A 21154-nucleotide genomic window follows, 5' to 3' on the forward strand; every position below is an offset into this window, starting at 1 on the left:
AGCGCCGACGCGTCAGGGATCGAGCCGGCAACCCGTGGTGCGCACCGGGTTGCAGCGCGCCATCACCCCGCCGGGCAGCGTGACGTGGAAGGCAAGCCCGGCGGGATCGGGTGCGCCGGGGTAATAATCGGTGCTGACCGCCTGCGCGCCGCTCGCCGCAGCGGCTTCGGCCTTGCGCAGATCGTGGCCGCGCGCCTCGACGGTGTTGGCGTCGGTGCGGGTGCGGACGATCAGCCCCGCCTCGACCCAGCGGCGGATCGCCGCGCCATCGGCGATCGGATCCTGGACGATCTCGATCGCCGCCTCGGGCTCGCCGGCGGGATACCAGCCGAACATCGCGCGCCCGGCCAGCGAGGGATGGCCGGCGCGATAGACCGCGGACACCGCGTCGCGCACGTCGAACAGCACGTAGACGCGCCCCCGCGTCGCCGCGAGCGACGGCCAGCCGTGCGTCGTCACCGCGGCGTGGAGCGTCGGCGCGGCGCCGCGGACTTCGTCGGGGGTGATCAGCCGCTTGCCGGGGAGCGCGGCGCGGATCTCGGCATCGAGCGCGTCGAGCAGCGCAGGCTGGTCGAGCGGCAGCGGCGGGCTCACCCGCCCGTCCTTGTCGGGCGTATCGGCGGCGTTGATCGTCACCATGATCGGCAAATGCCGCGGATGCGCGCGCGACCAGGCGTCGATCTCGCCTAGGCAGCGGCGCAGCGTCACGCAGGTCGAGATATAATCCACGTCCGGAATGTGGAACACCTTGAAGCCGGGGCGCAGCATCGCGGCGCGATCGAAGCCGGTCGCCTCCCCCGCCGCGCGGGCGATCGCCTCGCCCTTGGGATCGGCATAGCGGCCGCCGGCGGGATCGGCGAAGATGTCGATCTCGAGTTGGCGCACCCCGGCGTCGAGCTGCGCGGCGAGCGGCAGATGATAATAATCGAGCGCATCGGCGAGCTTCGGATCGCGCGCGCGCAGGCTCCGCATTACCGCCGCCGGGATACGCGCCTTGAAGCTGTTATGCGAGCCGACGACCTGGATGTCGTTGAGGCGCAGCGTCGGGCGCGTCGCGGGAGCGGCCAGCGCGGCTCCCACCGATATGACCGCCGCGGCCAGGGCGATGACCGTGCGCATCAGAATTCCGCCCGGATGCCGAACAGGATCGTCCGGCCGTAATAGTTGATCTCGCCGAACCGCAGGCTGTTGTCATTATACGTATCCTGATGGGCTCCTGCGATGTTGATGCCCTCGAGACTGAGCGTCAGATTCTCGGCAGCGCGCACCGACAGCTGGCCGTCGAGCGACCCGAAGGCGGCGACATAGGTCGGTGCCTGCACCGTGCTGCCCGTGCTCGACAGATATTTGTCGCGCCAGACATAGGAGAGCCGCGCCGACAACGGCCCCTTGTCGTAGAAACCGACCAGGTTGAAACTGTTCTTCGACAGGCCGATCAGCTGATCCTTGATGGTCCGCGACCCGGCGGTGTAATCCGCCTTCACTTCTGTGTGGGTGTAGCTGCCCTGCACGCCGAAGCCGTCGAACGGCGCGGGCAGGAAGGTGAAGACTTGGCTGTATGCCGCCTCGGCGCCGTACACCTTGGCGTTGCCGCCGTTGACCGAGCTGGAGAGGCGGACGGTGCCGCGGCCCGGTATGTCGATCTGCGTATTCGACTGGGTGATGTAATCGTCCATCGCCTTGTAGAAGACCGCCCCCGACAGCAGGCCCGACGGCGCGAAATACCATTCCATCGACCCGTCGAACTGGGTGGCGAGGAAGGGGACGAGCTGCGGGTTGCCGCCGCTGGCGGTCGGCGCGTCGGTCGAGACGGTGATGCGCGGCGCGGTGTCGGTGACGTTCGGTCGGGTCAGCACCCGGCTCGCCGCGAGGCGGCCGACGAGTTTCGAAGTCAGGTCGGCGCGCAGGTTGAAGCTGGGCAGGACGTTGTTGAACGTCTTGGGATAGCTGACCGGTGTAAAGGTGCTGCCCGAGGTCAGCGTGCCGCTCGCCACCTGATCGGTGTGGACGTAACGCGCGCCGACATTGCCGCTGACCGGGATTTGACCCGCGTCGAACCGGTAATCGGCGCGAACATAGCCGGCCGCGATCTTCTCCGTCACGACGAAGGCCGAGCGGCGGTCGCCCAGCGACAGCGGCGAGGCGGCGATGGCTGGGGTGAAGAAAGAGCCGACATAGGCGTCCGTCACCGGCACCAGCCAGTTGCGGAAGGCATCGCCGCTGACCCCCGACAGGAAATTGTCGTAGGGAAGCTGCTGATAGGCGCCCGCGCCCAGATTGGTCAGCGGCTGGTTGGTGGCGGTGTCGATCAGATAGTCGCGGCGGAAATAGTCGCGCTTGCGCCAGTGATATTCGCCGCCCGCCTGCAGCTTCGACAGGATGCCGTCGAAATCATGCCCGACATCGAGACGCGAGTAGAAATCCCAGTCCTTGCTGTCCTTGGGCGCGATATTGAACTGGTAAAGCTTGTAATTGGCCGGATTGGTGACGTCGATCGGCGTGGTGAAGGTCGGCATGTGCTGATAGCCGCCGCTCGCGTCATAGGTCAGCGGTCCGTAGAAATACGCGCGGCTGCGGACCGTGCCGGTCTTATAGTCCGGGTGGAAGCTGTGCGCAGACGACCAGTTGACGTTGGCGGTGACATGCCAGCGGTCCGGGTTCCACGTCTGCTTGAGGCCGGCGGTGATGAGATCGTGGCGATTGAGGCTGTATTCGCGCGACGCCATGAAGCGCGCATTGTTGATCGTCGCCTTGGTGATCGTGTCGCCGACGACGGTATAGCCCGGCTGGAGTTGCGAGGTGGTCTTGATGCCGCCGATGGTGACGCCGCTGTCGTCGGGATAGATGTCGAGGCCGAATTCGTCATAGGCGACGTCGAGGCGGGTCGCCATCAGGTCGATCGTCGTCTGCAGTTCGGGCGTCGGTTGCCATTGTGCGGACACGATGCCAGAGACGCGCTTGCGATCCTCGGTCTCGACGGTCGGGCGCGTGCGGGTCGGCGAATAGAGGCCGGCCGGGATGCTGCCGGCGTTCGGGCCGGTATAGCGGTCGAGCAACCAGCCGAAATTCATGAAACGGTCGTTGCGGACGGTCTTGCCCCAATATTGCGCCCCGGCGAGCACGCCGAACGTGCCGTCGCGGTTCTTCGCGCTGGTCAATACCGTGATGTTCGGGCGCACGTCCTTGGTCTGCGTGGTATAGGTGCCGCGCATGTTGATCGTCGTCTTGTTGCCGACCTCGAGCGGGCGAAAGGTCTTGACGTCGATATTGCCGCCCAGCGCGCCCTCGCTCATGTCGGCGGTCGGCGTTTTCACCACGTCGATGCTCGAGGTGAATTCGGCGGGCAGCATTTCGAAGCGGAACTGGCGGCCATTGGCGCCGCCATTCTCGATCAGATCGTTGAGCGCGATCGAACGGCCGTTGAGCTGCGTGTTCTGGAACTGCGGGCCGAGGCCGCGGACGCTGACGTAAAGGCCTTCGCCGCGCGGACGCGTGATCGCGACGCCGGGGACGAGCTGCAGCGCCTCGGCGACGTTCTGCGTCGGGAATTTGCCAATGTCGGTCGAATTGATCGAATCGACGCCGTAAGCGGCGCGGCGCTTCGTCTCGATGCCGGCGGCAAGGCTGCGCGCGTAACTGCCGTTGACGACGATATCGCCGTCCTCCGCCGGCGCCGCGGCGTCGGTCGCGGTCGTATCGACGGGCGCGGTCTGCGCAGCGGCGGGTGCGACGGCGAGCGCGACGACGGTGAGCGGCAGCGTGGCGCCGAGCAGGCGCGAAATGCGAGACATGAGTTATTCCCCCCGGCGTTATGCCGTTGGCCGCGCCGCTACGGGGGCAAGGTTACACGCCGGCGTAGCGCCGATGTCGCTTCGGTGACGTCTTTACTAACGTTATGAACGGTATGCTGACGGATTCTGCTGCGGTGCAGCACGCTGATTGCTGGCGTGGAAGTGTTATGGCCGGTCCGGAACCGATCTCCATTGAAAATGCTGAATATTTCGGCGTGGCCACATTTGTCATGGAACGGAAATGCGGCAGCTATGTTGCTGTATCCGAAATAAAAAGGGGAGTTCCGGCGTGAATACCGACCTCGACATGATCGATACGCTCGCGGCGCACGGCGAGCGGCGGCGCGACCGGCGCGCCTTCTTCAAGGCGGCGGTGGGCGCAGCGGCGGTGGGCGCAGGTGCCTTCCTCGTCAGCCAGCAGGCCCAGGCGCAGACGACGCTCACCGACGCAGACATCCTCAATTTCGCGCTCAACCTCGAATATCTCGAGGCGAACTTCTATTATTATGCCGTCTACGGCACCGGCATCCCGGCGACGTCGATCACCGGGGTCGGTACGCCGGTCGTCGCGACCGGTGGCCAGAAGGTCGCGTTCCAGGACAGCCTGCTCGCCGAAATGGCGCGCGAGATCGCCGAGGACGAGCTGGCGCACGTCAACTTCCTGCGCTCGGCGCTGGGGTCGGCGGCGGTGGCACAGCCGGCGATCGACATCGGCGTCAGCGCGACGAGCGCGTTCAGCACCGCGGCGCAGGCGGCGACGCTGATCCCGGCGGGTGCGACGTTCAACCCGTACAGCTCGGACCTCGCCTTCCTCTATGGCGCCTTCCTGTTCGAGGACGTCGGCGTCACCGCCTATAAGGGCGCCTCGGCGTTGATCACCAACAAGACCTATCTCGATGCCGCCGCCGGCATCCTCGCCGCCGAAGCCTATCATGCCAGCATGATCCGCACGACCATCGACCAGCTCGGCGGCAACCCCGGGCTCAAGGCGTCGACGATCCGCGGCGACACCGAACTCGTCTCCGCGGCGCGCGACAGCCTCGACGGCACCACCGACCTCGACCAGGGCCTTGCCTATGTCAGCTCGGGGGCAGGGGACACGTCGAACATCGTTCCGACTGACGGCAACGGCATCGCCTTCGGGCGGACGACGGGGCAGGTGCTCAACATCGTCTATCTCAACAAGGCGCAGGTCACCGCCGGCGGCTTCTTCCCGGCCGGGGTCAACGGCACCATCCGCAGCAGCGCCAACAACGCTCCCGCGACCAACGGCTAAGCCTCGGCACCAAAGGGGAATTATCATGATCGATCGTGAAACGCTGCTCGAGGTCTTCGATATCGCCGAGCGTCGCCGTACCGAACGCCGCCGCTTTCTGCGCATGGCGGGCACCGCCGCGGCGGTGACCGGCGCCGCCGGCCTGCTCGCCGCCTGTAACAATGGCGACGACAAGGCCATCCCGTCGCCGACACCGACGCCCACGCCGACCAGTTCGCTCGTCGCCAGCGACGTCGACATCCTCAACTTCGCGCTCAACCTCGAATATCTCGAGGCGAATTATTATTCGTTCGCGGCGTTCGGCACCGGCGTCAACGCATCGTCGCAGACCGGTACCGGCACGCAGGGCGCGGTGACCGGCGGCGCCAAAGTGCCGTTCGCCGATGCCTCGGTCGCCGCTTATGCGCGCGAGATCGCGGCGGACGAGAACCAGCATGTGCTGTTCCTGCGCCAGCAGCTCGGTTCGGCGGCGGTGGCGATGCCGGCGATCAACATCGACGGGAGCGCGACCGGCGCCTTCACCGCCGCGGCGCGCGCCGCGGGCGTGGTCGATGCGACGAGCGGCACGTTCAACCCTTATGCGTCGGACGAGAACTGGCTGCTCGGCGGCATGCTGCTCTCCGACGTCGGCGTCACTGCCTATAAGGGAGCGGCCTCGCTGATCTCGAGTTCGGTGATCCTCGATGCGGCGGCGGGCATCCTCGCCGTAGAGGCCTATCACTCGGGCCTGCTGCGTACCCTGTTGTATCGCAAGGGGCTGGCGATGCCGGCGCTGCGCACCAACGCGGACAAGATCTCGAACGCCCGCGACACGATCGACAATGCGACCGACGACGATGTCGGCATCAGCCCGGTGACGGTCAACGGCGGCACGGCCTCCAGCATCGTCCTCGCCGACAATAACGGTATCGTATACGGCCGCTCGACGGGCGACGTCCTCAACGTCGCCTTCCTCAACGCCGGCGCGGTGACCAGCGGCGGCTTCTTCCCCGCCGGCGTCAACGGCAACATCAAGGCATCGACCGCGGCCTGATCCTAGACGGCCGGTACGCGCATCTCCTGCGCGTGCCGGTCGATGAGGATCGCGCTCGCCGCGTTGAGCCCGACCAGCTCGACCGCGATGCCGTGGCGGCGCATCCTGGCGACCAGCTCGTCGAGCGTGCCGACGGCGGTGACGTCCCACAGATGCGCCGCGGTCAGGTCGATGCGGACGTTGCGCGCATCGTCCGCCAGATCGAAATGGTCGGCGAAGATCTCCGCACTGGCGAAGAAGATCTGGCCGCTGACGCGGTACAGGCGGGTATCGGTCGCGGCGTCGTAACCGACCGCGACGTGCATCAGCCGCGTCACCTTGAATGCGAAGAACACGCCGCTCAGCAGCACGCCGACCGCGACGCCGGCGGACAGGTCGTGCGTGGTGACGGTGACCGCGACGGTGGCGAGCATCACCGCGCCCGACGTCTTGGGGTGGCTGACGAGGTCGCGCAGCGATCCCCAGGCGAAGGTGCTGATCGACACCATGATCATGATCGCGACCAGTGCCGCCACCGGCACCTGCGCGACCCAGGGCCGCAGCGGCACCATCACGACGAGCAGGAACACGCCGGCGACCAGCGTCGACAGCCGACCGCGTCCGCCGTAGCGGACATTGCCGACCGTCTGGCCGATCATGCCGCAGCCGGCGATGCCGCCGAACAGGCCCGCGGCGATATTGGCGAGGCCGAGGCCGCTGCACTCGCGCGCCTTGCTGCTCGTCGTCTCGGTCAGATCGTCGACCACGGTCGCGGTCATCATCGATTCGAGCAGCCCGACCGCGGCCATCGCCAGGGCATAAGGCGCGATGATCGCCAGGCTCTGCCAGTCGAGCGGCACCGCCGGCCAGCCGAATCGCGGCAGCGCATCGGGCAGCCGGCCGAGATCGGCGATGGTGCGCAGCGGCATCGGGACCAGGACGCTGATCGCGGTGAGCACGACGATGCAGATCAGCGGCGACGGCACCGCCTTGGTCACGCGCGGCGCAAGGTAGATGATCGCGAGGCCGAGCGCGATCATCGCATAGGTATGCCAGTCGACGCCGAGCAGCTGCGGCACCTGCGCCGAGAAGATCAGGATGGCGAGCGCGTTGACGAAGCCGGTGCGCACCGACCGCGAGACGAAGCGCAGCAGCACGTCGAGCTTGCACAGCCCGAAGACGATCTGGAGCAGCCCGGCGAGCACCGTCGCGGCAAGCAGATAGGACAGGCCGTGCGCATGGACCAGCGCGGCGGCGACCAGCGCGACCGAACCGGCGGCGCCGGAGATCATCGCCGGGCGGCCGCCGGCGATGGCGATGACGATGCCGATGACGAAGGAGGCGAACAGGCCGACCTCCGGATCGATGCCGGCGACGAAGGAAAAGGCGATCACCTCGGGGATCAGCGCGAAGGTGCCGACCATGCCGGCGAGGATGTCGCGGCGCGCGCCGGCGGCGGTGGTGAACCATTCGGCGCGGTAACGGGAGAAGGATGTCATATATCGAATGTCCGCAGGACCGCTTCCGCCGGACTCGGCGTCGGATGACTAGGAAGCGGATTTGCGTTGTCCGGCGGATCGGCGGCCGGAATAGCCACCCGGATTTGCACCGGGTCCTGGTGAGTGGGTGCCGCTTACGGCCTTATATGCTGCGGTGCAATAGGGCGCGGGGGCGGCCTGTTGCCGCACCCGCTCCCTGCATCAGTCGACCAGACCCGGCCCTTCGATGACGAGCGCCAGCCCGATCGGGTCGCGGGCCGCGGCGGGCAGCCGCACCTCCAGCGCGTCGGCGGTGCGGGTGAAGGCGAGCGGTTCGCCATCGCCGGGCAGCGAGACGCGCCGCACCGCGCCGCGACCGACCGGATTGTCGCGCCCGAGCAAGGTCAGCCGGGCGACGCCATCGTCGGGCCAGCCCAGCACCAGCGCTTGGAGCGCCTTGCCGCGGGTGACGTAGCGGATGTCGCGCGCGGTATAGCTGGTGTCGTTGCCGCCTTCCGAGAAGGCGCCGCCGCCCGCCTCGCCCTTGCCCTCGGCGTGGATGCGCCAGGGCCGCGTCGCGTAGATCGCCGCGCCGTTCTTGCGCATCCACGCCCCGATCGTCTCGACGATCTCGCGTTCGCGCGCGTCGATCGTGCCGTCGCCGCGGATCGGCACGCTGAGCATCATATTGCCGTTCTTCGACACCACGTCGCACAGGGTATGGAGCACCTTGGCGGGCGTCTTGTAGCTGTTGTCGCGGAGATATTGCTCGCCGTAGAACCAGTTGCCGAGGCAGGTCTCGGTCTGCCACGGATAGGGATCGATGAACGACTTCTGGCCGCGCTCGACCACGTCGACCAGGCCCATGCGCCGCTGCGGCGGGGTCTCCTTGGCGGTGACGACGCCCTCCAGCCGGCCGCCGCGCCGTGCCATGTTGCGGTTGAGGAAATAGGCGGCGATGTCGAGCCCGGTCTGCTGCAACGGCAGATCGTGGTTGTCGAAATAGAGCATGTCGGGATCGTACCGGTCGATCAGCTCGCGGCAGCGCAGCGCCCAGCGGCGGGCGTATTCGGGATCGGGCGGCACGCCCTCGTTCCACAAACCGTCGGTGGCGGCATGCCACGCGCCTGCCTCCGCCAGCGAGCCGATGCCGTCGGGCATCGCCATCGACGCGCCGGTATAGAGCTGCTGCGGATCGAGCCCGTCCCACCATTGGCCGCGGCCGTCGCCCGGGGTCAGCGTCGCCGCGTCATAGCGTTGCCCGCGGCGCGGACCGACGGGATCATAGTCGTACGCGATCTGGTTCCAGTGCCAGGCATGCGCGCTGTGGTTGGAGACGGCGAAGCGCAGCCCGCGCTCGCGCGCCAGCTTCGCCCAGGTACCGACGATATCGCGTTTCGGGCCGATCCGCGTCGCATTCCACGGCTGATGCGTCGAGGCATAGCAATCGAGATTGTCGTGGTGGTTGGCGAGCGCCATGAAATAGCGCGCGCCGGCCGCCTTGTAGAGATCGAGCAGCTCGGCCGGGTCCCAATGTTCGGCGCGCCAGCGGTTCTGGATCTGCATGAAGCCGGTGTCGGCGGGGTGGCCGTAGGTCTTCAGATGATGGTCATAGGTCGGGTGCCCCTGCAGGTACATGTTGCGCGCATACCAGTCGTCACCGATGCCGGGGACGGAGGGCGCGGCCCAATGCGCCCAGATGCCGAACTTGGCGTCGCGGAACCAGTCGGGGGCGGAATAGCCCGCGGTCAGCGATCCCCAGTCGGCGGTGAAGCGCGCCGGCGCGGCGACCTTGACCGCGCGCAGCGCGCTGCGCGAGGGCGAAGGGGTGGCGGCGGCCGCGATCGGTGCCGCCTGCGCGAGGCCGAGCGCGGCGCTGCCGGCGAGGAAGCCGCGACGGTCGACGCTCATCGCTGGCCCAGCGTCTTGGCGATGGCGGCGAGCGCGAGCGGGCGCATCACCGCATAGCCTGCCGGGGTCGGGTGAACGCCGTCGCTGGCCAGCCCCGGCTTCATGCCCCCCGCCGCATCGGCAAGCGCGGCATGATAATCGACATAGGTATAGCCATGCGCCTTGGCATAGCCGCGCAGCCAGCCGTTGAGCGCGGCGATCTGCGGCACCGGGCGCTTGTCCGGGCTCCACGGAAAGGCGGCGGCGGGCGGGACCGAGGCGAGGATCACCTTGATGCCGTGCGCATGGGCGAGTTCGGCCATCGTCTCGATATTGCCCTGGACGGTCTCCATCGTCGCCGCGCCGGTATTGCCGGCGATGTCGTTGGTGCCGGCCATGATGTGCACGGCCTTGGGATGCAGGGCGAGGACGTCCTGGCGGAAGCGCAGCAGCATCTGCGGCGTCGTCTGCCCGCTGATGCCGCGATCGACCAGCCCCTTGGTGAACAGCGAGGGATCGGCACCGATCCAATTGTCGGTGATCGAATCGCCCATGAAGACGACGCGCACCGGTTCGGTCAGCGCGGCATTCTGCGCGCGGTAGCGGCAGAGCTGGCCGTGGTCGCGGGTCAGCATGTGCAGGTTCCACATCTGCCAGCCGGCGCCTTCCGGCTTGGGGTGGACGGGGCAGGGGTCGGCGACGATGCCGACCGGGTCGCCGGCATAGGGATCGCCGGGGACGTTGGTCTGCGCCGCGGCGGGGCCGGCGATCAGGAGGGCGGCGAGCAGGGCGTAACGCATCAGGGCTTCCTTGTGCTGGGGCGGGCGAGCGCCCGGTCGATCGCGGCGCGCGCGACGGGCGCCATGAGGGCATAGCCGGCGGCGAGCGGGTGGATACCGTCGGCGGTGAGATCGCGGCGCATCATCCCGCGATCGTCGGACAGGACCGCGGGATAATCGGCGAATGCATAGCCGCGGCGGCGGCAGAAGTCGCGCAGCCAGGCATTGAGCGTGCGCAACTCCGCGGGCTTGCGTTCGCGCACCACGTCGCGCGCCGCCGGGGTATAATCGTTGACCGGGAGCAGCGCGCCGAACACGACGGCGATGCCGTGCGCATCGGCGATATCGGCCATCGCCTGCCAATGTTCCTCGATCTGCTCGGGGGTTTCCTGCTGCAGCACGCCCTGCACGTCGTTGACGCCGGCGAGGATCACCACCGCGGCGGGGCGCAGCGCGACAACGTCGGGATAGAAGCGGAGCAGCAGCTGCGCGGTGACCTGCCCGCCGATGCCGCGGTTGACATAGGGCTGACCGGGAAAGCTGCCGGCGAGATTCCACCGGTCGGTGATCGAATCGCCGAGGAAGACGACGCGCCGCTCGCCGGTGCGCGGCGGCGGCAATGCGGCATTGGCGGGGGCGTAGAGATAGCGTTCGCCGAAATCCTCCATCAGCACCGGCACCAGCCGGTCGCGATAGGGACCGAGCCACGGCCCCCAGTCCTTCGCCACCGCGGTGCGGCGCGGCGGCGCGCTCTGATAGTCCTGCGCCTGCACGCCCGTCGCGAGCAGCGCACCGGCGAGGACGAGCGCGCGGATCACGCGGCGTCGGCGGGCGGCGTCTCGCCGACCAGCGCCGGGTCGAGCGCCTGGGCGATCGCGGCGGCGGCATCGCGCAGCGCGGCCTCGGTCGCATCGATGCCGACGAGCGCACCCGGCCCGTCAACGAACGGGATGGTCAGCGCCGCGCGCGCCGCGCGATGCGACAGGATCGGCACAGACAGATCGGTGATGCCGGTGAGCAGCGGGCTCGGCGTCGCACCGCCGCCCTCGGCGAGGATCGCCGCGAGCTGCGCCGCCAGGGCGTCGTCGTCGATCGCATCGCCGGTGGCGCGCACCTCGTCGAGCATCGCGGCGCGCTGCGCCTCGGGCTGGAAGGCGAGCAGGATCCGCCCCGAGGCCGACCGGTGCAGCGGTCGCCGATAGCCGATCCGCACCGCGAAACCCGACAGGCCCGGCGCCTCGACCCCGGCGATCACCACCATCTCCGCGCCCGAGACGACGGCGAGGTGGCAGCTTTGCCCGGTCTGCCGCGCCAGCGCGCGCATCACCGGCAGCGCGCTGCTGACCAGATCGCGGACCGGCGGCTGCCCCATGCTCAGCGCGAACAGGCGGTTGGTCAGCCGATAGCCATCGTCGCCGCGCGCGATATAGCGATGCATCTCGAGCACCTGCAGCATGCGGAAAATCTCGCTGACCGACCGGCCGAGCGCGGTCGAGACGTCGGACATCGTCAGCGGAACACTCGACGCGGCGAGCAGCTCGAGGATTTCGAGCCCCTTGGTCAGCGCCGGCGCCTGATAGCGTGCCTTGTCCGTCATCCACCTCCCCCGGCATTTGGCGCCTGATCCGGCGCTTATCGGCCTATGCACAATGTTTGGGGCAGTGCTGGCAAGCGAAATCCGCCCGTGAAAGTCATTTTTATATTTCATATCACGGTAGGAGCGATTAGCCTGCCGGTCATCCCGCGGACCGCGAGACGTTCGTAGAGGACCGTGGAGAGAGCCCTATGACCCCGCATGTCGCCTTGCCGCACCAGGACGCACCACCGGCCAGCCGGCGCGCGCTGCTGCTCACCGTCGGCCTGTTCTTTCTATGGGGCATGGCGAACAACCTCAACGATATCCTCATCGCCCATTTCCGCGCGGTGTTCACGCTGAGCGACCTGCAATCGGGGCTGGTCCAGTCGGCCTTCTATCTCGGCTATTTCTGCTTCGCGATTCCCGGTGCGATCGTCATGCAGCGGTTCGGCTACAAGACCGCGGTGGTGCAGGGGCTGGTGCTGTTCGGCCTCGGCGCGCTGCTGTTCTGGCCGGCGTCGCTGATGCTGAGCTACGGCTTCTTCCTGCTCGCGCTGTTCGTCATCGCCAGCGGGCTCGCCTTTCTCGAAACCGCGGCCAATCCGATGGTCGCGGCGCTGGGCAGCGCGGCGAGTGCCGAGCGGCGGCTCAATCTGGCGCAGGCGTTCAATCCGCTGGGGTCGATCGCCGGCGTGTCGCTCGGTGCGACCTTCATCCTCGCCGACGAGCGCGCCGGCGACGTCGCCGCGGCCTCGGCGGTGCGGCTGCCCTATCTGGCGATCGCGTTGCTCGTCTTCGCCTGGGCGGCGGTGATCGTCGCGACGCGCTTCCCGGCGGTGGCGACGCAGCCGAGCGCGCCCGAGGCGCGGACGCCGGGCGCCTATCGCAAGCTGCTCGCCTCGCCGCGCTATCTTGCCGGTGTCGGTGCGCAATTCCTCTATGTCGGCGCGCAGGTCGGGGTGTGGAGCTTCCTGATCCGCTATGTCGCGGTCGAGCTGCCGTCGCTCGGCACGCAGCGCGCGGCGTGGCTGCTCACCGTGTCGCTGGCGTTGTTCATGGCGGGGCGGTTTGTCGGCGCGGCGCTGATGGCGCGGATGTCGGGCGCGCGGCTGATGCTGCTGTTCGCGGTGGCGGATGCGGGGCTGTGCGTCGTCGCGGGGACGCTCGGCGGGCTGGTCGGCGTCGCGGCGCTGGTGCTGTCGAGCGCGCTCATGTCGATCATGTATCCGACGATCTTCGTGCTGACGCTGCGCGATCTCGGGCCGCTGACCAAGCCGGGCGCGTCGATGCTGGTGATGGCGATCATCGGCGGCGCGGTGCTGACCGCGCTGATGGGCCTCGTCTCCGACCTGGGCTCGATCCGCGCGGCGATGCTGGTGCCGGCGGCGTGTTTCGTCGGCGTCGCGCTGTTCGCGCGGCTGCACCGCCACGATCGGGTGACGGCATGAGCATGCCGGCACTGCCGCGCTTCGGCATGGGCACCGCAGCGATCGGCAACCTCTACCGCGCGGTTGGTGACGACGCCGCGCTGGCGACGGTGGCCGCGGCGCTGGCGGCGGGCATCGGCTATTTCGACACCGCGCCGCATTACGGCTTCGGACTTGCCGAGCGGCGGCTCGGCGCGGCGCTCGCCGCCCACGATCCGGCCGGCGGCGCCCGCGTCTCGACCAAGGTCGGGCGGCGGCTCGTGCCGTGCGCAGCCGGCGGCACGCGCCACGGCTTCGTCGATGCCGATCCGTTCGAGCCGGTGTTCGATTACAGCGCCGAGGGGATCCGCGCCTCCTTCGGCGACAGCCTCGCACGGTTGCGGCGCGCGCGCGTCGATCTGCTGTTCGCTCACGATCTCGGCCGGCTGACGCATGGCGACGATCATCCGCGCCACCTCGCCGCCTTCCTCGACGGCGGGCATGGCGCGATGCTCGAGCTCCAGCGGAGCGGCGCGGTCGGGGGGATCGGTATCGGCGTCAACGAGATCGCGGTGTGCGACGAAGTGCTCGACCATATCGACCTCGACGTCATCCTGCTCGCCGGCCGCTACACCTTGCTCGACCGCAGCGCGGCGCGGCTGCTCGATCGCTGCGTCGAGCGGGGCGTGCGCGTCATCATCGGCGGGCCGTATAACAGCGGCATCCTCGCCGCCGATCCCGAGGCGGTCGATCCCGCGGCGCTGCATTACGACTATGCCGCGCCCGATGCGGCGATCGTCGCGCGGACGCGCGCGCTGGCCGCCGCCTGCCGCGCGGTGGGCGTCGCGCTGCCGGCGGCGGCGCTGCACTTTCCCTTGCGCCACCCGGCGGTCGCCTGCGTCGTCGCCGGTCTGGTCGGCATCGATCAGGTCGCGGCGATGGTCGCGCGGATCGCCACGCCTGTTCCCGGGCCCGCCTGGGCGGCGCTCGATCCCTCCGCGCCTGCGCAACGACCCGAAGAGACGATGAACCAGCTGATCCTGCTCCACCCCGACGACAATGTGATGATCTGCGTCGCGCCGATCGCGGCGGGCGACGTGCTGCCGATCGGCGGCGGCACCGTGCCGGCGCGCGAGGGCATCACCGTCGGCCACAAATTGGCGCGCGTGCCGCTGTCTCCCGGCGACAAGGTGATCAAATATGGCGCGCCGATCGGGTCGATGACCGCGGCCGCCGCAACCGGCGAATGGGTCCACATGCACAATATGAAAAGCGACTATATCGCCAGCCACACCCGCGCGACGGTGACGGAGACGCGGGCATGATCCAGGGCTTCGCACGCGCCGACGGGCGCAAGGGCATCCGCAACACCGTCGCGGTCGCCTATCTGGTCGAATGCGCGCATCATGTCGCGCGGCGGATCGTCGACAAGGCCGATGACCCCGACGTCCACCTGATCGGCTTTCCCGGCTGTTATCCCAATGCCTATGCCGCCAAGGTGATGGAGGCGGTGGCGACGCATCCCAACGTCGGCGGGCTGGTGATCGTCTCGCTCGGCTGCGAGAGCTTCGACCGCGAGCGGTTGCAGGCGGTGGTCGCGGCGAGCGGGCGACCGGTCGAGCTGCTCGTCATCCAGCAGGCGGGCGGCACCGCGGCGACGATCGCCGCCGGGCTCGCCGCGGTGGCGCGGGTACAGGCGCAGATCGCCGACGTGCCGCGCGTCGCGATGGGCGTCGACGAGCTGGTGATCGGCACGATCTGCGGCGGCTCCGACGGGACGAGCGGCATCACCGCCAATCCCGCGGTCGGCCGCGCCTTCGATACTTTGGTCGGCGCGGGCGCGACCTGCCTGTTCGAGGAGACGGGCGAGCTGGTCGGCTGCGAGGCGATCATGGCGGATCGCGCGGTCACCCCCGAACTGGGGCAGGCGCTGGTCGACAGCGTCGCCAAGGCGGAGCGTTATTATACGATCATGGGCTTCGGCAGCTTCGCGCCCGGCAATGCCGAGGGCGGGCTGACGACGCAGGAAGAAAAGTCGATGGGCGCCTATTCCAAATCGGGATCGTCGCCGATCAGCGGTATCGTCAAGCCGGGCGACGTGCCGCCGGCGGGCGGGCTCTACCTGCTCGACGTGGTGCCCGACGGCGAGCCGCGCTTCGGCTTCCCCAATATCTCCGACAATGCCGAGATCGTCGAGATGATCGCCTGCGGCTGTCACCTGACGATCTTCACCACCGGGCGCGGATCGGTGGTCGGATCGGCGATCGCGCCGGTCATCAAGGTCTGCGCCAATCCGGAGACGGCACGTCGGCTCGCCGCCGACATGGACATCAACGCCGGCCGCATCCTCGAAGGCGCGGCGACATTGGACGAGGTGGGCGCGGAGATCGTCGATGCGGTGATCGCCGTCGCCGGCGGCCGGCGCAGCGTGTCCGAAGACCTCGGCCATCGCGAATTCATCCTCACCTACAAGGCTTTCGACCCGATCGGCCCGGCCTGCCTGCCGATCGCCCAACGCAGGACAGCAGCATGACGAAACGACTGGACGGCAAGGTGGCGCTGGTCACCGCCGCCGCACGCGGCATCGGCCGCGCCACCGCGGAGCGGTTCGCCGCCGAGGGCGCGCGGGTGATCGCGACCGACCGCGACCTCGACGCGCTCGACGGGATCGCCGGGTGCGAGACCCGCGCGCTCGACGTCACCGATGGCGCGGCGGTGACCGCGCTGGCGGCGGAGATCGGGCGGGTCGACGTGCTCGCCAACGTCGCGGGTATCGTCCACGCCGGCACGATCCTCGATTGCGGCGAGGAGGAATGGGCGCAGGCGCTGGCGATCAACATGACGGCCATGTACCGCACCGTCCGCGCCTTCCTGCCGGCGATGCTGGCGGGTGGCGGCGGCGCGATCGTCAACGTCGCGTCGATCGCCAGCTCGGTGAAGGGCATCCCCAACCGCTTCGCCTATGGCACGACCAAGGCGGGGGTGATCGGGCTGACCAAGGCGGTGGCGGCGGACTTCGTCGGTCAGGGCATCCGCTGCAACGCGATCTGCCCCGGAACGGTCGATACGCCGTCGCTGCAGCAGCGGCTGCACGACACCGGCGACTATGCGGCGGCGCAGGCGGCGTTCGTCGCGCGCCAGCCGATGGGGCGGCTCGGCCGGGCCGACGAGATCGCCGCGCTGGCGCTGTATCTGGCGAGCGACGAGGCGGCGTTCACCACCGGCGCGGTGCATGTCATCGACGGCGGGTGGATCAATTGATTGGCGGCTAAACCGCCGATGAACGCCGCATTCCGGCCTCATTCAGCCCGACTCGCCTAAACGGGGTGCAACACGATCGCCGCTCTGTGCGTTTGGACCAGATACTCCGAGCGTCGTGTTTGAGGAGGTTCGACGTGATGAACGCTTTGTTGAAGAAGGCCGGACTGGGTATCGCCCTCGCCGCGACCGCGCTGACCGCCGCGGCACCGGCGGATGCGCAGCGCTGGGGTGGCTATCGCTATCACCATCGTGGCGGCGGCAATGTCGCCGCGGGCGCGCTGCTCGGCGGGATCGTCGGGCTCGGCATCGGCGCCGCGGTGGCTAGCAGCAACCGCGACCGCTATTATGACCGCGGTTATTATTACGACGCGCCGCCGCCGCCGCCGCGGGTGGTGTATCAGGAGCGGTATTACGCGCCGCCGCCCCCGCCGCCGCGGGTCGTCGTTCGCGAGCGCTATTATGACTATGGCCCGAACTATGGCTACGGCTACGGTTACTGAGCCTCGACACTTTCGTCGGGAAGGCGGCGCGGGGGTTTCCTCCGCGCCGCTTTTTCGTAGCGGGGCACGGACGATACCGCTAAGCGCGGCGCCATGACCGATACGCCCCCCGATCGCCTGTCGACCGATCCGTCGAGCCCCCATTTCGACCAGGCCGCGCTCGAGCGCGGGATCGGCATCCGCTTCAAGGGCGTCGAACGCCGCGACGTCGAGGAATATGACCGGCCGGCGGGCTGGATCCGCGTCGCGCTCGGCAAGAAGGTCGATCGCCATGGCCGTCCGCTGACGCTCAAGCTGTCGGGCGAGGTCGAGGCCTGGTTCGAGCGACCGGCGGCGGGTGCGGCGGCCGAAGGCGAGGGTGAGGGCGAAGCGGCGTAAACGTCGCTGCCGTGAGAATACCGGAAGGCGCGGAGCCGGGCTCCGCGCCTTTTTTGTTGGGCGACGATCAGGCGGCGGGTGGCGGGCGGAGCGCGGCCCAGTCACCGGCGATCGCATCGAGCGTGCGCCGTGCGGCGTCGAGCGCGCCGGGCCGGCTCTTGTAATGCGTTTCCCGTCCGAGGCGTTCCGCGGTGACCAGACCCGCGTCTTCGAGGATCCGCAGGTGTTTGGAGACCGCCTGCCGGCTCATCCCGGCGGTGGCGGCGAGGCGCGCGATCGGGCGGCCGGGTCCGCTGCGCAGGGTGATGAGCAGCGACAGCCGCGTCGGATCGGCGAGGACGGCGAAGAGACGCGCGGCTTGAACAGGCTTCGGTAACATCGGCAACCTTTCGGTTGCCGTGAGGGGCAACCACGGGGTTGCTTATGATTTCCGTGGCTTGCGGGCAACCGAACCGTATCGGCCCATCATCGGTAAGCCCGGGCCCTTAAGAGGCACGCCTTGAGTCCCATCATCTGAGGTCGTGCGATACTTCACAATGCTGAAAAGGTCGCAACCTCGCCATCTCCCACGGATCGAGCTGTAGGCCAGACGACGCGATAAGGTTCGCTCTGACATCTCTGGATTTCTCGAGTCGCGCCGTTCGCCGCGCTGGCCATGCTGTTCATAGGGGGCCAAACAGGCAAGAAACCGTGCGCGAGCCTCTCGAGTTCAGTCTCACCCCCGCTCACCGCCGCGCGCGGAAGAACGCCCGCAGCAGCGCCGCCGCCTCGCCCTCGCCGATACCGCCATAGACCTCCGGCCGGTGGTGCAGCGTCGGCTGGGTGAAGAGCAGCGGGCCATGTTCGACCGCGCCGCCCTTGGCGTCGCTCGCGCCGTAATAGAGGCGCGCGATGCGGGCGTGGGCGATCGCGCCGGCGCACATCGCGCAGGGTTCGAGCGTCACCCAGAGTTCGGCTCCCTCCAGCCGTTCGCGCCCCAAAGCGGCGGCGGCGGCGCGGATGACGCGCATCTCGGCATGGGCGGTCGGGTCGCAGAGCGTGCGCGGTGCGTTGGCCGCGACCGCGATGACCTCGCCCTGCCAGACCAGCGCGGCGCCGACCGGCACCTCGCCGTCCCGCGCCGCCGTGGCGGCGGCGTCAAGTGCGCGGCGCATCGGGATCGGCAGCGGGAACATCGGTCCGCCCTGCCGCGACTCGCCAGGCGGGTAAAGGCTATTGCGCGTTGCCGGGCTTTTCGACGTTGACGGTCGGCACGGCGACGGTCTTGTTTTCGGTGCCGACGGTGACGCGTGCGACATCCGCCTTGAATTCCGGAGCCTTGACCACGGCGGGCGCGGTCTGGTCGATGCTGATGAGGCCGAATTGCATCAATGCGACGACGATCAACGCGACGACCCCGATGAGAGCCAGCAACGTGCGCATGCCTATTTCCCCCTAGCAAGGACCTTTACGATAGCGTAACAACGCCGCGGCGGCAACTTTCGTTGCGTCGCGCGGTGTCGTTGCGCTGCCGGGCCGGCACCCCGCCGGTTGACGACCGTGCCGTTTGCCGCTAGTGGCGCCGACTTTCCGGGCAACCGAATTCAGGATAACAACCATGTCGCGCATTTGCGAGCTGACCGGCAAGGGCCGGCAGGTGGGCAACAACGTTTCCCACGCCAACAACAAGACCAAGCGGACGTTCCTGCCGAACCTGCAGAACGTCACGTTGATCTCCGATACGCTCGAAAAGGGCGTCAAGCTGCGCGTGTCGACGCACGGCCTGCGTTCGGTCGAGCATAACGGCGGCCTCGACAATTGGCTGGTCAAGACCAGCGAGGACAAGCTGTCGCTGCGGTGCCGCCGTCTGAAGCGCGAGATCGTCAAGAAGCGCGCGTCGACCTCGGCGGAAGCCGCCTAAACCCGACTGCGGGTTGCCGCGACGAAAGGCCCGCTGCTCTATCGAGCGGCGGGCTTTCGTGCGTCATCCCATGCACATGGCGCGCCCTTTGCTGTTGTGCGCGATCGCGGGCGTCGAGCTTTTGCGCTCAGAGGCGTTGCGCCCGCGGCTTCGGTGGCTGCGATCGTCGCGCCACGGCCCAGCAGGCGGGCGCCATTCGAATCACACCCTCTCTGCGCCCTCTGCGCGAACCGATCTGGTGACGCCATACAGCCTTATCGGGGGCGGAACGGCGATCAGCGCTAGCGGTCGAGCCTGAACTTGAGCAACAGGGTGCGCTGGAGCATCGACTGATTGTCGTCCGAGACCAGCCAGACGATCGTCCGCCCCGCTTCGGTCGTCGTCGCGACGCCTTCGAAATTGTCGTGGATCAGCGGCGCGTCGAGCGTCGCGAGCAGCGCGCCCCGCGTCACCGCGCCCGGCCGGATCGCCGCTGCCGGGATCCGCGACAGGCGGTTGCTGAACCGGTACGGCAGCCGGAAGGCGCGGTCGAGCACCAGCAGATCGCCGTTGGGCAGGGCGGTGGCGTCGGAGGGATCGTAGATCCCCGCGACCAGATAGGCGAAGCGGCGCGGCGTGGTGGTGATCGGATCACCGGGGAAGATGAGTGCCTCGCGGCTCGCCAGTCGCACGCCATCGGTGCCGCGCCAGCGCGCGCGCGGGACATGGCGCTGCTCGCTGATCGTGACGAAGCGACCGTCGGGCAGCCGGGCGAGTGATTCGGGTCCGCCATTGTCGGGCCAATGCGCCATCGCCGCGGGCGCGCGCTGCGCCTCGGCGCGGGCAAAGCCCGGCGCATAGCGCCAGATCGCATTGGCGCCCTCGAACCCGACCCAGATCGTGCCGTGCGGATCGGTCGCCATCGATTCGCTGTCGCGGTCGCGCTTCTCCCAGCCGATGCCGGGGCCGGCGGGCAGGTTGACGAAGCGGAGCCCACGCGGTCGCCAGTCCGATCCCAGCGTGAAGGCGACGGCATTGCCGCCGTCGCTGAGCAGGGTGACGCGGTCGCCGTCGGCGCGGCGCACGACGGTCAGCGACGAATAGCCGCCGAATGCGGGATCGAGGCTGCGCAGCGTGACGCCGCCGAGATAGGTGAGCGCACCGAGCGTGCGGCGGTGCGGATCGGCCGGGTCGAGCGCGACCGGCGTCGCGATCAGCTGCGGCCGGTCGCCGAGCAGCGCCAGCCGCTCCTCGCCGCTCCAGCCGGGGACGAGCAGCAGGACGGCGAGGACGACGAACAGCAGACGCATCGCGCCTCCATAAGCGCAGCCTGCGGCGGCGATAGCCTGAACGGACGATAACGAGCGCATTCAGGCTTCGCTCAACGCGAATCGGCCAAATGGGGTGCATCGACGACGGGCAGGTGCCCACCGGGCCGCCGCCGAGTTGACCTTGTTTCGGGAGACGACAGATGATCAAGACCCTGAGCCTCGCCGGCGCCGCCTTCGCGATGACCGCCGCCGCCCTGGTTCCCGCCACCCCCGCCGCGGCGCAGCGTGGCTATTACGGCTACGACCGTGGCTATGAGTATGACCGCGGCTATCGCGACACCCGCGATTATCGCGACGGGCGCGTCTATCGCGGCGACCGCGGCTATTACGGCGATCGCGGCTATCGCGGTGGTCAGCGCTGCAACAGCGGCACCACCGGCACCATCGTCGGTGCGATCGCCGGCGGCCTGCTCGGCCGCACGATCGATACGCGCGGCGACCGTGCGCTCGGCACCGTGCTCGGCGCCGGTGCGGGTGCGCTCGCCGGCCGCGCGGTCGAACGTTCGGATCGCCCCGGTTACTGCCGCTGAGCGGCTACGGCTTCTCGTGTAGCGTATCGAGGGCAGGGGCCCGGTCACCGTGGTGGCCGGGCCCCTT

The 21154-nt window shown here is 68.8% G+C and carries 22 protein-coding genes and 1 other annotated feature; of the genes, 11 read left to right on the top strand and 11 right to left on the bottom strand.

The window, feature by feature from the left end; translation table 11 throughout:
• Window positions 1-12: 12 nt before the first annotated feature.
• A complete protein-coding gene (locus tag V8201_RS10940; RefSeq protein WP_336545316.1) occupies window positions 13-1119 on the bottom strand; it encodes a Ca2+-dependent phosphoinositide-specific phospholipase C in 1107 nt (368 codons plus the stop codon).
• On the bottom strand, window positions 1119-3791 hold the full coding sequence (locus V8201_RS10945; RefSeq protein WP_336545317.1) for a TonB-dependent receptor: 2673 nt from the start codon (window positions 3789-3791) through the stop codon (window positions 1119-1121). The genes V8201_RS10940 and V8201_RS10945 overlap by 1 nt, the downstream gene beginning before the upstream one ends.
• 104 nt (window positions 3792-3895) lie before the next feature.
• Here V8201_RS10945 and V8201_RS10950 point away from each other — a divergent pair, with 104 nt between their 5' ends.
• The 3 genes from V8201_RS10950 to V8201_RS10960 are packed head-to-tail and all read left to right on the top strand — an operon-like array spanning window position 3896 to window position 6100.
• Complete coding sequence (locus tag V8201_RS10950) at window positions 3896-4084, top strand: hypothetical protein (protein ID WP_336545318.1); 189 nt, start codon at window positions 3896-3898, stop codon at window positions 4082-4084.
• 14 nt (window positions 4085-4098) lie between these two features.
• Window positions 4099-5067 carry a ferritin-like domain-containing protein gene (locus V8201_RS10955; RefSeq protein ID WP_152542332.1) on the top strand — a complete coding sequence of 323 codons (969 nt, stop codon included), beginning with the start codon at window positions 4099-4101 and terminating at the stop codon, window positions 5065-5067.
• A gap of 25 nt (window positions 5068-5092) precedes the next feature.
• Window positions 5093-6100 (top strand): ferritin-like domain-containing protein, encoded by a 1008-nt coding sequence (locus tag V8201_RS10960; protein ID WP_336545319.1) that lies wholly within the window; start codon window positions 5093-5095, stop codon window positions 6098-6100.
• A 2-nt stretch (window positions 6101-6102) separates the two neighbouring features.
• Here the strand turns inward: V8201_RS10960 and V8201_RS10965 are convergent, their stop codons facing one another.
• The 5 genes from V8201_RS10965 to V8201_RS10985 all read right to left on the bottom strand — a co-directional run bounded on the left by V8201_RS10965 (window position 6103) and on the right by V8201_RS10985 (window position 11823).
• Window positions 6103-7578, bottom strand: a complete 1476-nt coding sequence (locus V8201_RS10965) for a SulP family inorganic anion transporter (RefSeq protein WP_336545320.1) — start codon at window positions 7576-7578, stop codon at window positions 6103-6105.
• A gap of 64 nt (window positions 7579-7642) precedes the next feature.
• Window positions 7643-7698: a sequence feature (sul1 is cis-regulatory element that is thought to sense ions involved in sulfur or methionine metabolism; They are found in Alphaproteobacteria), on the bottom strand.
• An 81-nt stretch (window positions 7699-7779) separates the two neighbouring features.
• Window positions 7780-9468: an alpha-L-fucosidase gene (locus tag V8201_RS10970; protein ID WP_336545321.1), complete on the bottom strand. Its 1689-nt coding sequence runs from the start codon at window positions 9466-9468 to the stop codon at window positions 7780-7782.
• The gene (locus V8201_RS10975) at window positions 9465-10247 is read right to left on the bottom strand and encodes an SGNH/GDSL hydrolase family protein (protein ID WP_037535300.1); all 783 of its coding nucleotides are present in this window, start codon (window positions 10245-10247) and stop codon (window positions 9465-9467) included. The genes V8201_RS10970 and V8201_RS10975 overlap by 4 nt, the downstream gene beginning before the upstream one ends.
• Window positions 10247-11044: a GDSL-type esterase/lipase family protein gene (locus V8201_RS10980; protein ID WP_336545322.1), complete on the bottom strand. Its 798-nt coding sequence runs from the start codon at window positions 11042-11044 to the stop codon at window positions 10247-10249. Before V8201_RS10980 ends, V8201_RS10975 begins: the two co-directional genes overlap by 1 nt.
• Window positions 11041-11823, bottom strand: coding sequence for an IclR family transcriptional regulator (locus V8201_RS10985; RefSeq protein ID WP_336545323.1), 783 nt, complete (start codon window positions 11821-11823; stop codon window positions 11041-11043). Before V8201_RS10985 ends, V8201_RS10980 begins: the two co-directional genes overlap by 4 nt.
• A 188-nt stretch (window positions 11824-12011) precedes the next feature.
• On the opposite strand from V8201_RS10985, the gene fucP reads away from it, so the two are divergent.
• From fucP to V8201_RS11015, 6 genes are all read left to right on the top strand, one after another.
• On the top strand, window positions 12012-13250 hold the full coding sequence (gene fucP / locus V8201_RS10990) for an L-fucose:H+ symporter permease (RefSeq protein WP_051583518.1): 1239 nt from the start codon (window positions 12012-12014) through the stop codon (window positions 13248-13250).
• Window positions 13247-14533, top strand: a complete 1287-nt coding sequence (locus V8201_RS10995; RefSeq protein ID WP_336545324.1) for an aldo/keto reductase — start codon at window positions 13247-13249, stop codon at window positions 14531-14533. Before fucP ends, V8201_RS10995 begins: the two co-directional genes overlap by 4 nt.
• Window positions 14530-15741 carry a UxaA family hydrolase gene (locus tag V8201_RS11000; RefSeq protein WP_037535297.1) on the top strand — a complete coding sequence of 404 codons (1212 nt, stop codon included), beginning with the start codon at window positions 14530-14532 and terminating at the stop codon, window positions 15739-15741. Before V8201_RS10995 ends, V8201_RS11000 begins: the two co-directional genes overlap by 4 nt.
• Entirely contained in the window at window positions 15738-16469 is a 732-nt protein-coding gene (locus V8201_RS11005) for an SDR family oxidoreductase (RefSeq protein WP_271299725.1), read from the top strand. Before V8201_RS11000 ends, V8201_RS11005 begins: the two co-directional genes overlap by 4 nt.
• A 137-nt stretch (window positions 16470-16606) precedes the next feature.
• Entirely contained in the window at window positions 16607-16969 is a 363-nt protein-coding gene (locus V8201_RS11010; protein WP_037535295.1) for a hypothetical protein, read from the top strand.
• A gap of 93 nt (window positions 16970-17062) precedes the next feature.
• A complete protein-coding gene (locus V8201_RS11015) occupies window positions 17063-17347 on the top strand; it encodes a DUF3297 family protein (protein ID WP_037535294.1) in 285 nt (94 codons plus the stop codon).
• A 67-nt stretch (window positions 17348-17414) separates the two neighbouring features.
• On the opposite strand, the gene V8201_RS11020 is transcribed toward V8201_RS11015, so the two are convergent.
• The 3 genes from V8201_RS11020 to V8201_RS11030 form a co-directional block, all read right to left on the bottom strand.
• Window positions 17415-17726: an ArsR/SmtB family transcription factor gene (locus V8201_RS11020; protein ID WP_271299724.1), complete on the bottom strand. Its 312-nt coding sequence runs from the start codon at window positions 17724-17726 to the stop codon at window positions 17415-17417.
• A 346-nt stretch (window positions 17727-18072) separates the two neighbouring features.
• Entirely contained in the window at window positions 18073-18501 is a 429-nt protein-coding gene (locus tag V8201_RS11025; RefSeq protein ID WP_271300919.1) for a nucleoside deaminase, read from the bottom strand.
• Window positions 18502-18559: 58 nt separating this feature from the next.
• Window positions 18560-18769, bottom strand: a complete 210-nt coding sequence (locus V8201_RS11030; RefSeq protein ID WP_037535292.1) for a hypothetical protein — start codon at window positions 18767-18769, stop codon at window positions 18560-18562.
• A gap of 175 nt (window positions 18770-18944) precedes the next feature.
• On the opposite strand from V8201_RS11030, the gene rpmB reads away from it, so the two are divergent.
• Entirely contained in the window at window positions 18945-19247 is a 303-nt protein-coding gene (gene rpmB, locus V8201_RS11035; RefSeq protein WP_037535291.1) for a 50S ribosomal protein L28, read from the top strand.
• Between the two features lie 281 nt (window positions 19248-19528).
• Here rpmB and V8201_RS11040 read toward each other — a convergent pair whose 3' ends face one another.
• On the bottom strand, window positions 19529-20536 hold the full coding sequence (locus tag V8201_RS11040) for an esterase-like activity of phytase family protein (RefSeq protein WP_336545325.1): 1008 nt from the start codon (window positions 20534-20536) through the stop codon (window positions 19529-19531).
• Window positions 20537-20697: 161 nt separating this feature from the next.
• Between V8201_RS11040 and V8201_RS11045 the strand changes: the two genes are divergently transcribed.
• Window positions 20698-21087 carry a glycine zipper 2TM domain-containing protein gene (locus tag V8201_RS11045; RefSeq protein ID WP_336545326.1) on the top strand — a complete coding sequence of 130 codons (390 nt, stop codon included), beginning with the start codon at window positions 20698-20700 and terminating at the stop codon, window positions 21085-21087.
• Window positions 21088-21154: the final 67 nt, after the last annotated feature.

The organism is Sphingomonas kyungheensis (genome assembly GCF_037120395.1).
Taxonomy (GTDB): Bacteria; Pseudomonadota; Alphaproteobacteria; order Sphingomonadales; family Sphingomonadaceae; genus Sphingomonas; species Sphingomonas kyungheensis.

What these genes read in the sequence shown, in the direction of transcription:
- V8201_RS10940 (WP_336545316.1), bottom strand. Translation starts at nt 1,119, where the DNA reads ATGCGCACGGTCATCGCCCTGGCCGCGGCGGTCATATCGGTGGGAGCC.
- V8201_RS10945 (WP_336545317.1), bottom strand. Translation starts at nt 3,791, where the DNA reads ATGTCTCGCATTTCGCGCCTGCTCGGCGCCACGCTGCCGCTCACCGTC.
- V8201_RS10950 (WP_336545318.1), top strand. Translation starts at nt 3,896, where the DNA reads ATGAACGGTATGCTGACGGATTCTGCTGCGGTGCAGCACGCTGATTGC.
- V8201_RS10955 (WP_152542332.1), top strand. Translation starts at nt 4,099, where the DNA reads ATGATCGATACGCTCGCGGCGCACGGCGAGCGGCGGCGCGACCGGCGC.
- V8201_RS10960 (WP_336545319.1), top strand. Translation starts at nt 5,093, where the DNA reads ATGATCGATCGTGAAACGCTGCTCGAGGTCTTCGATATCGCCGAGCGT.
- V8201_RS10965 (WP_336545320.1), bottom strand. Translation starts at nt 7,578, where the DNA reads ATGACATCCTTCTCCCGTTACCGCGCCGAATGGTTCACCACCGCCGCC.
- V8201_RS10970 (WP_336545321.1), bottom strand. Translation starts at nt 9,468, where the DNA reads ATGAGCGTCGACCGTCGCGGCTTCCTCGCCGGCAGCGCCGCGCTCGGC.
- V8201_RS10975 (WP_037535300.1), bottom strand. Translation starts at nt 10,247, where the DNA reads ATGCGTTACGCCCTGCTCGCCGCCCTCCTGATCGCCGGCCCCGCCGCG.
- V8201_RS10985 (WP_336545323.1), bottom strand. Translation starts at nt 11,823, where the DNA reads ATGACGGACAAGGCACGCTATCAGGCGCCGGCGCTGACCAAGGGGCTC.
- fucP (WP_051583518.1), top strand. Translation starts at nt 12,012, where the DNA reads ATGACCCCGCATGTCGCCTTGCCGCACCAGGACGCACCACCGGCCAGC.
- V8201_RS10995 (WP_336545324.1), top strand. Translation starts at nt 13,247, where the DNA reads ATGAGCATGCCGGCACTGCCGCGCTTCGGCATGGGCACCGCAGCGATC.
- V8201_RS11000 (WP_037535297.1), top strand. Translation starts at nt 14,530, where the DNA reads ATGATCCAGGGCTTCGCACGCGCCGACGGGCGCAAGGGCATCCGCAAC.
- V8201_RS11005 (WP_271299725.1), top strand. Translation starts at nt 15,738, where the DNA reads ATGACGAAACGACTGGACGGCAAGGTGGCGCTGGTCACCGCCGCCGCA.
- V8201_RS11010 (WP_037535295.1), top strand. Translation starts at nt 16,607, where the DNA reads ATGAACGCTTTGTTGAAGAAGGCCGGACTGGGTATCGCCCTCGCCGCG.
- V8201_RS11015 (WP_037535294.1), top strand. Translation starts at nt 17,063, where the DNA reads ATGACCGATACGCCCCCCGATCGCCTGTCGACCGATCCGTCGAGCCCC.
- V8201_RS11020 (WP_271299724.1), bottom strand. Translation starts at nt 17,726, where the DNA reads ATGTTACCGAAGCCTGTTCAAGCCGCGCGTCTCTTCGCCGTCCTCGCC.
- V8201_RS11025 (WP_271300919.1), bottom strand. Translation starts at nt 18,501, where the DNA reads ATGCGCCGCGCACTTGACGCCGCCGCCACGGCGGCGCGGGACGGCGAG.
- V8201_RS11030 (WP_037535292.1), bottom strand. Translation starts at nt 18,769, where the DNA reads ATGCGCACGTTGCTGGCTCTCATCGGGGTCGTCGCGTTGATCGTCGTC.
- rpmB (WP_037535291.1), top strand. Translation starts at nt 18,945, where the DNA reads ATGTCGCGCATTTGCGAGCTGACCGGCAAGGGCCGGCAGGTGGGCAAC.
- V8201_RS11040 (WP_336545325.1), bottom strand. Translation starts at nt 20,536, where the DNA reads ATGCGTCTGCTGTTCGTCGTCCTCGCCGTCCTGCTGCTCGTCCCCGGC.
- V8201_RS11045 (WP_336545326.1), top strand. Translation starts at nt 20,698, where the DNA reads ATGATCAAGACCCTGAGCCTCGCCGGCGCCGCCTTCGCGATGACCGCC.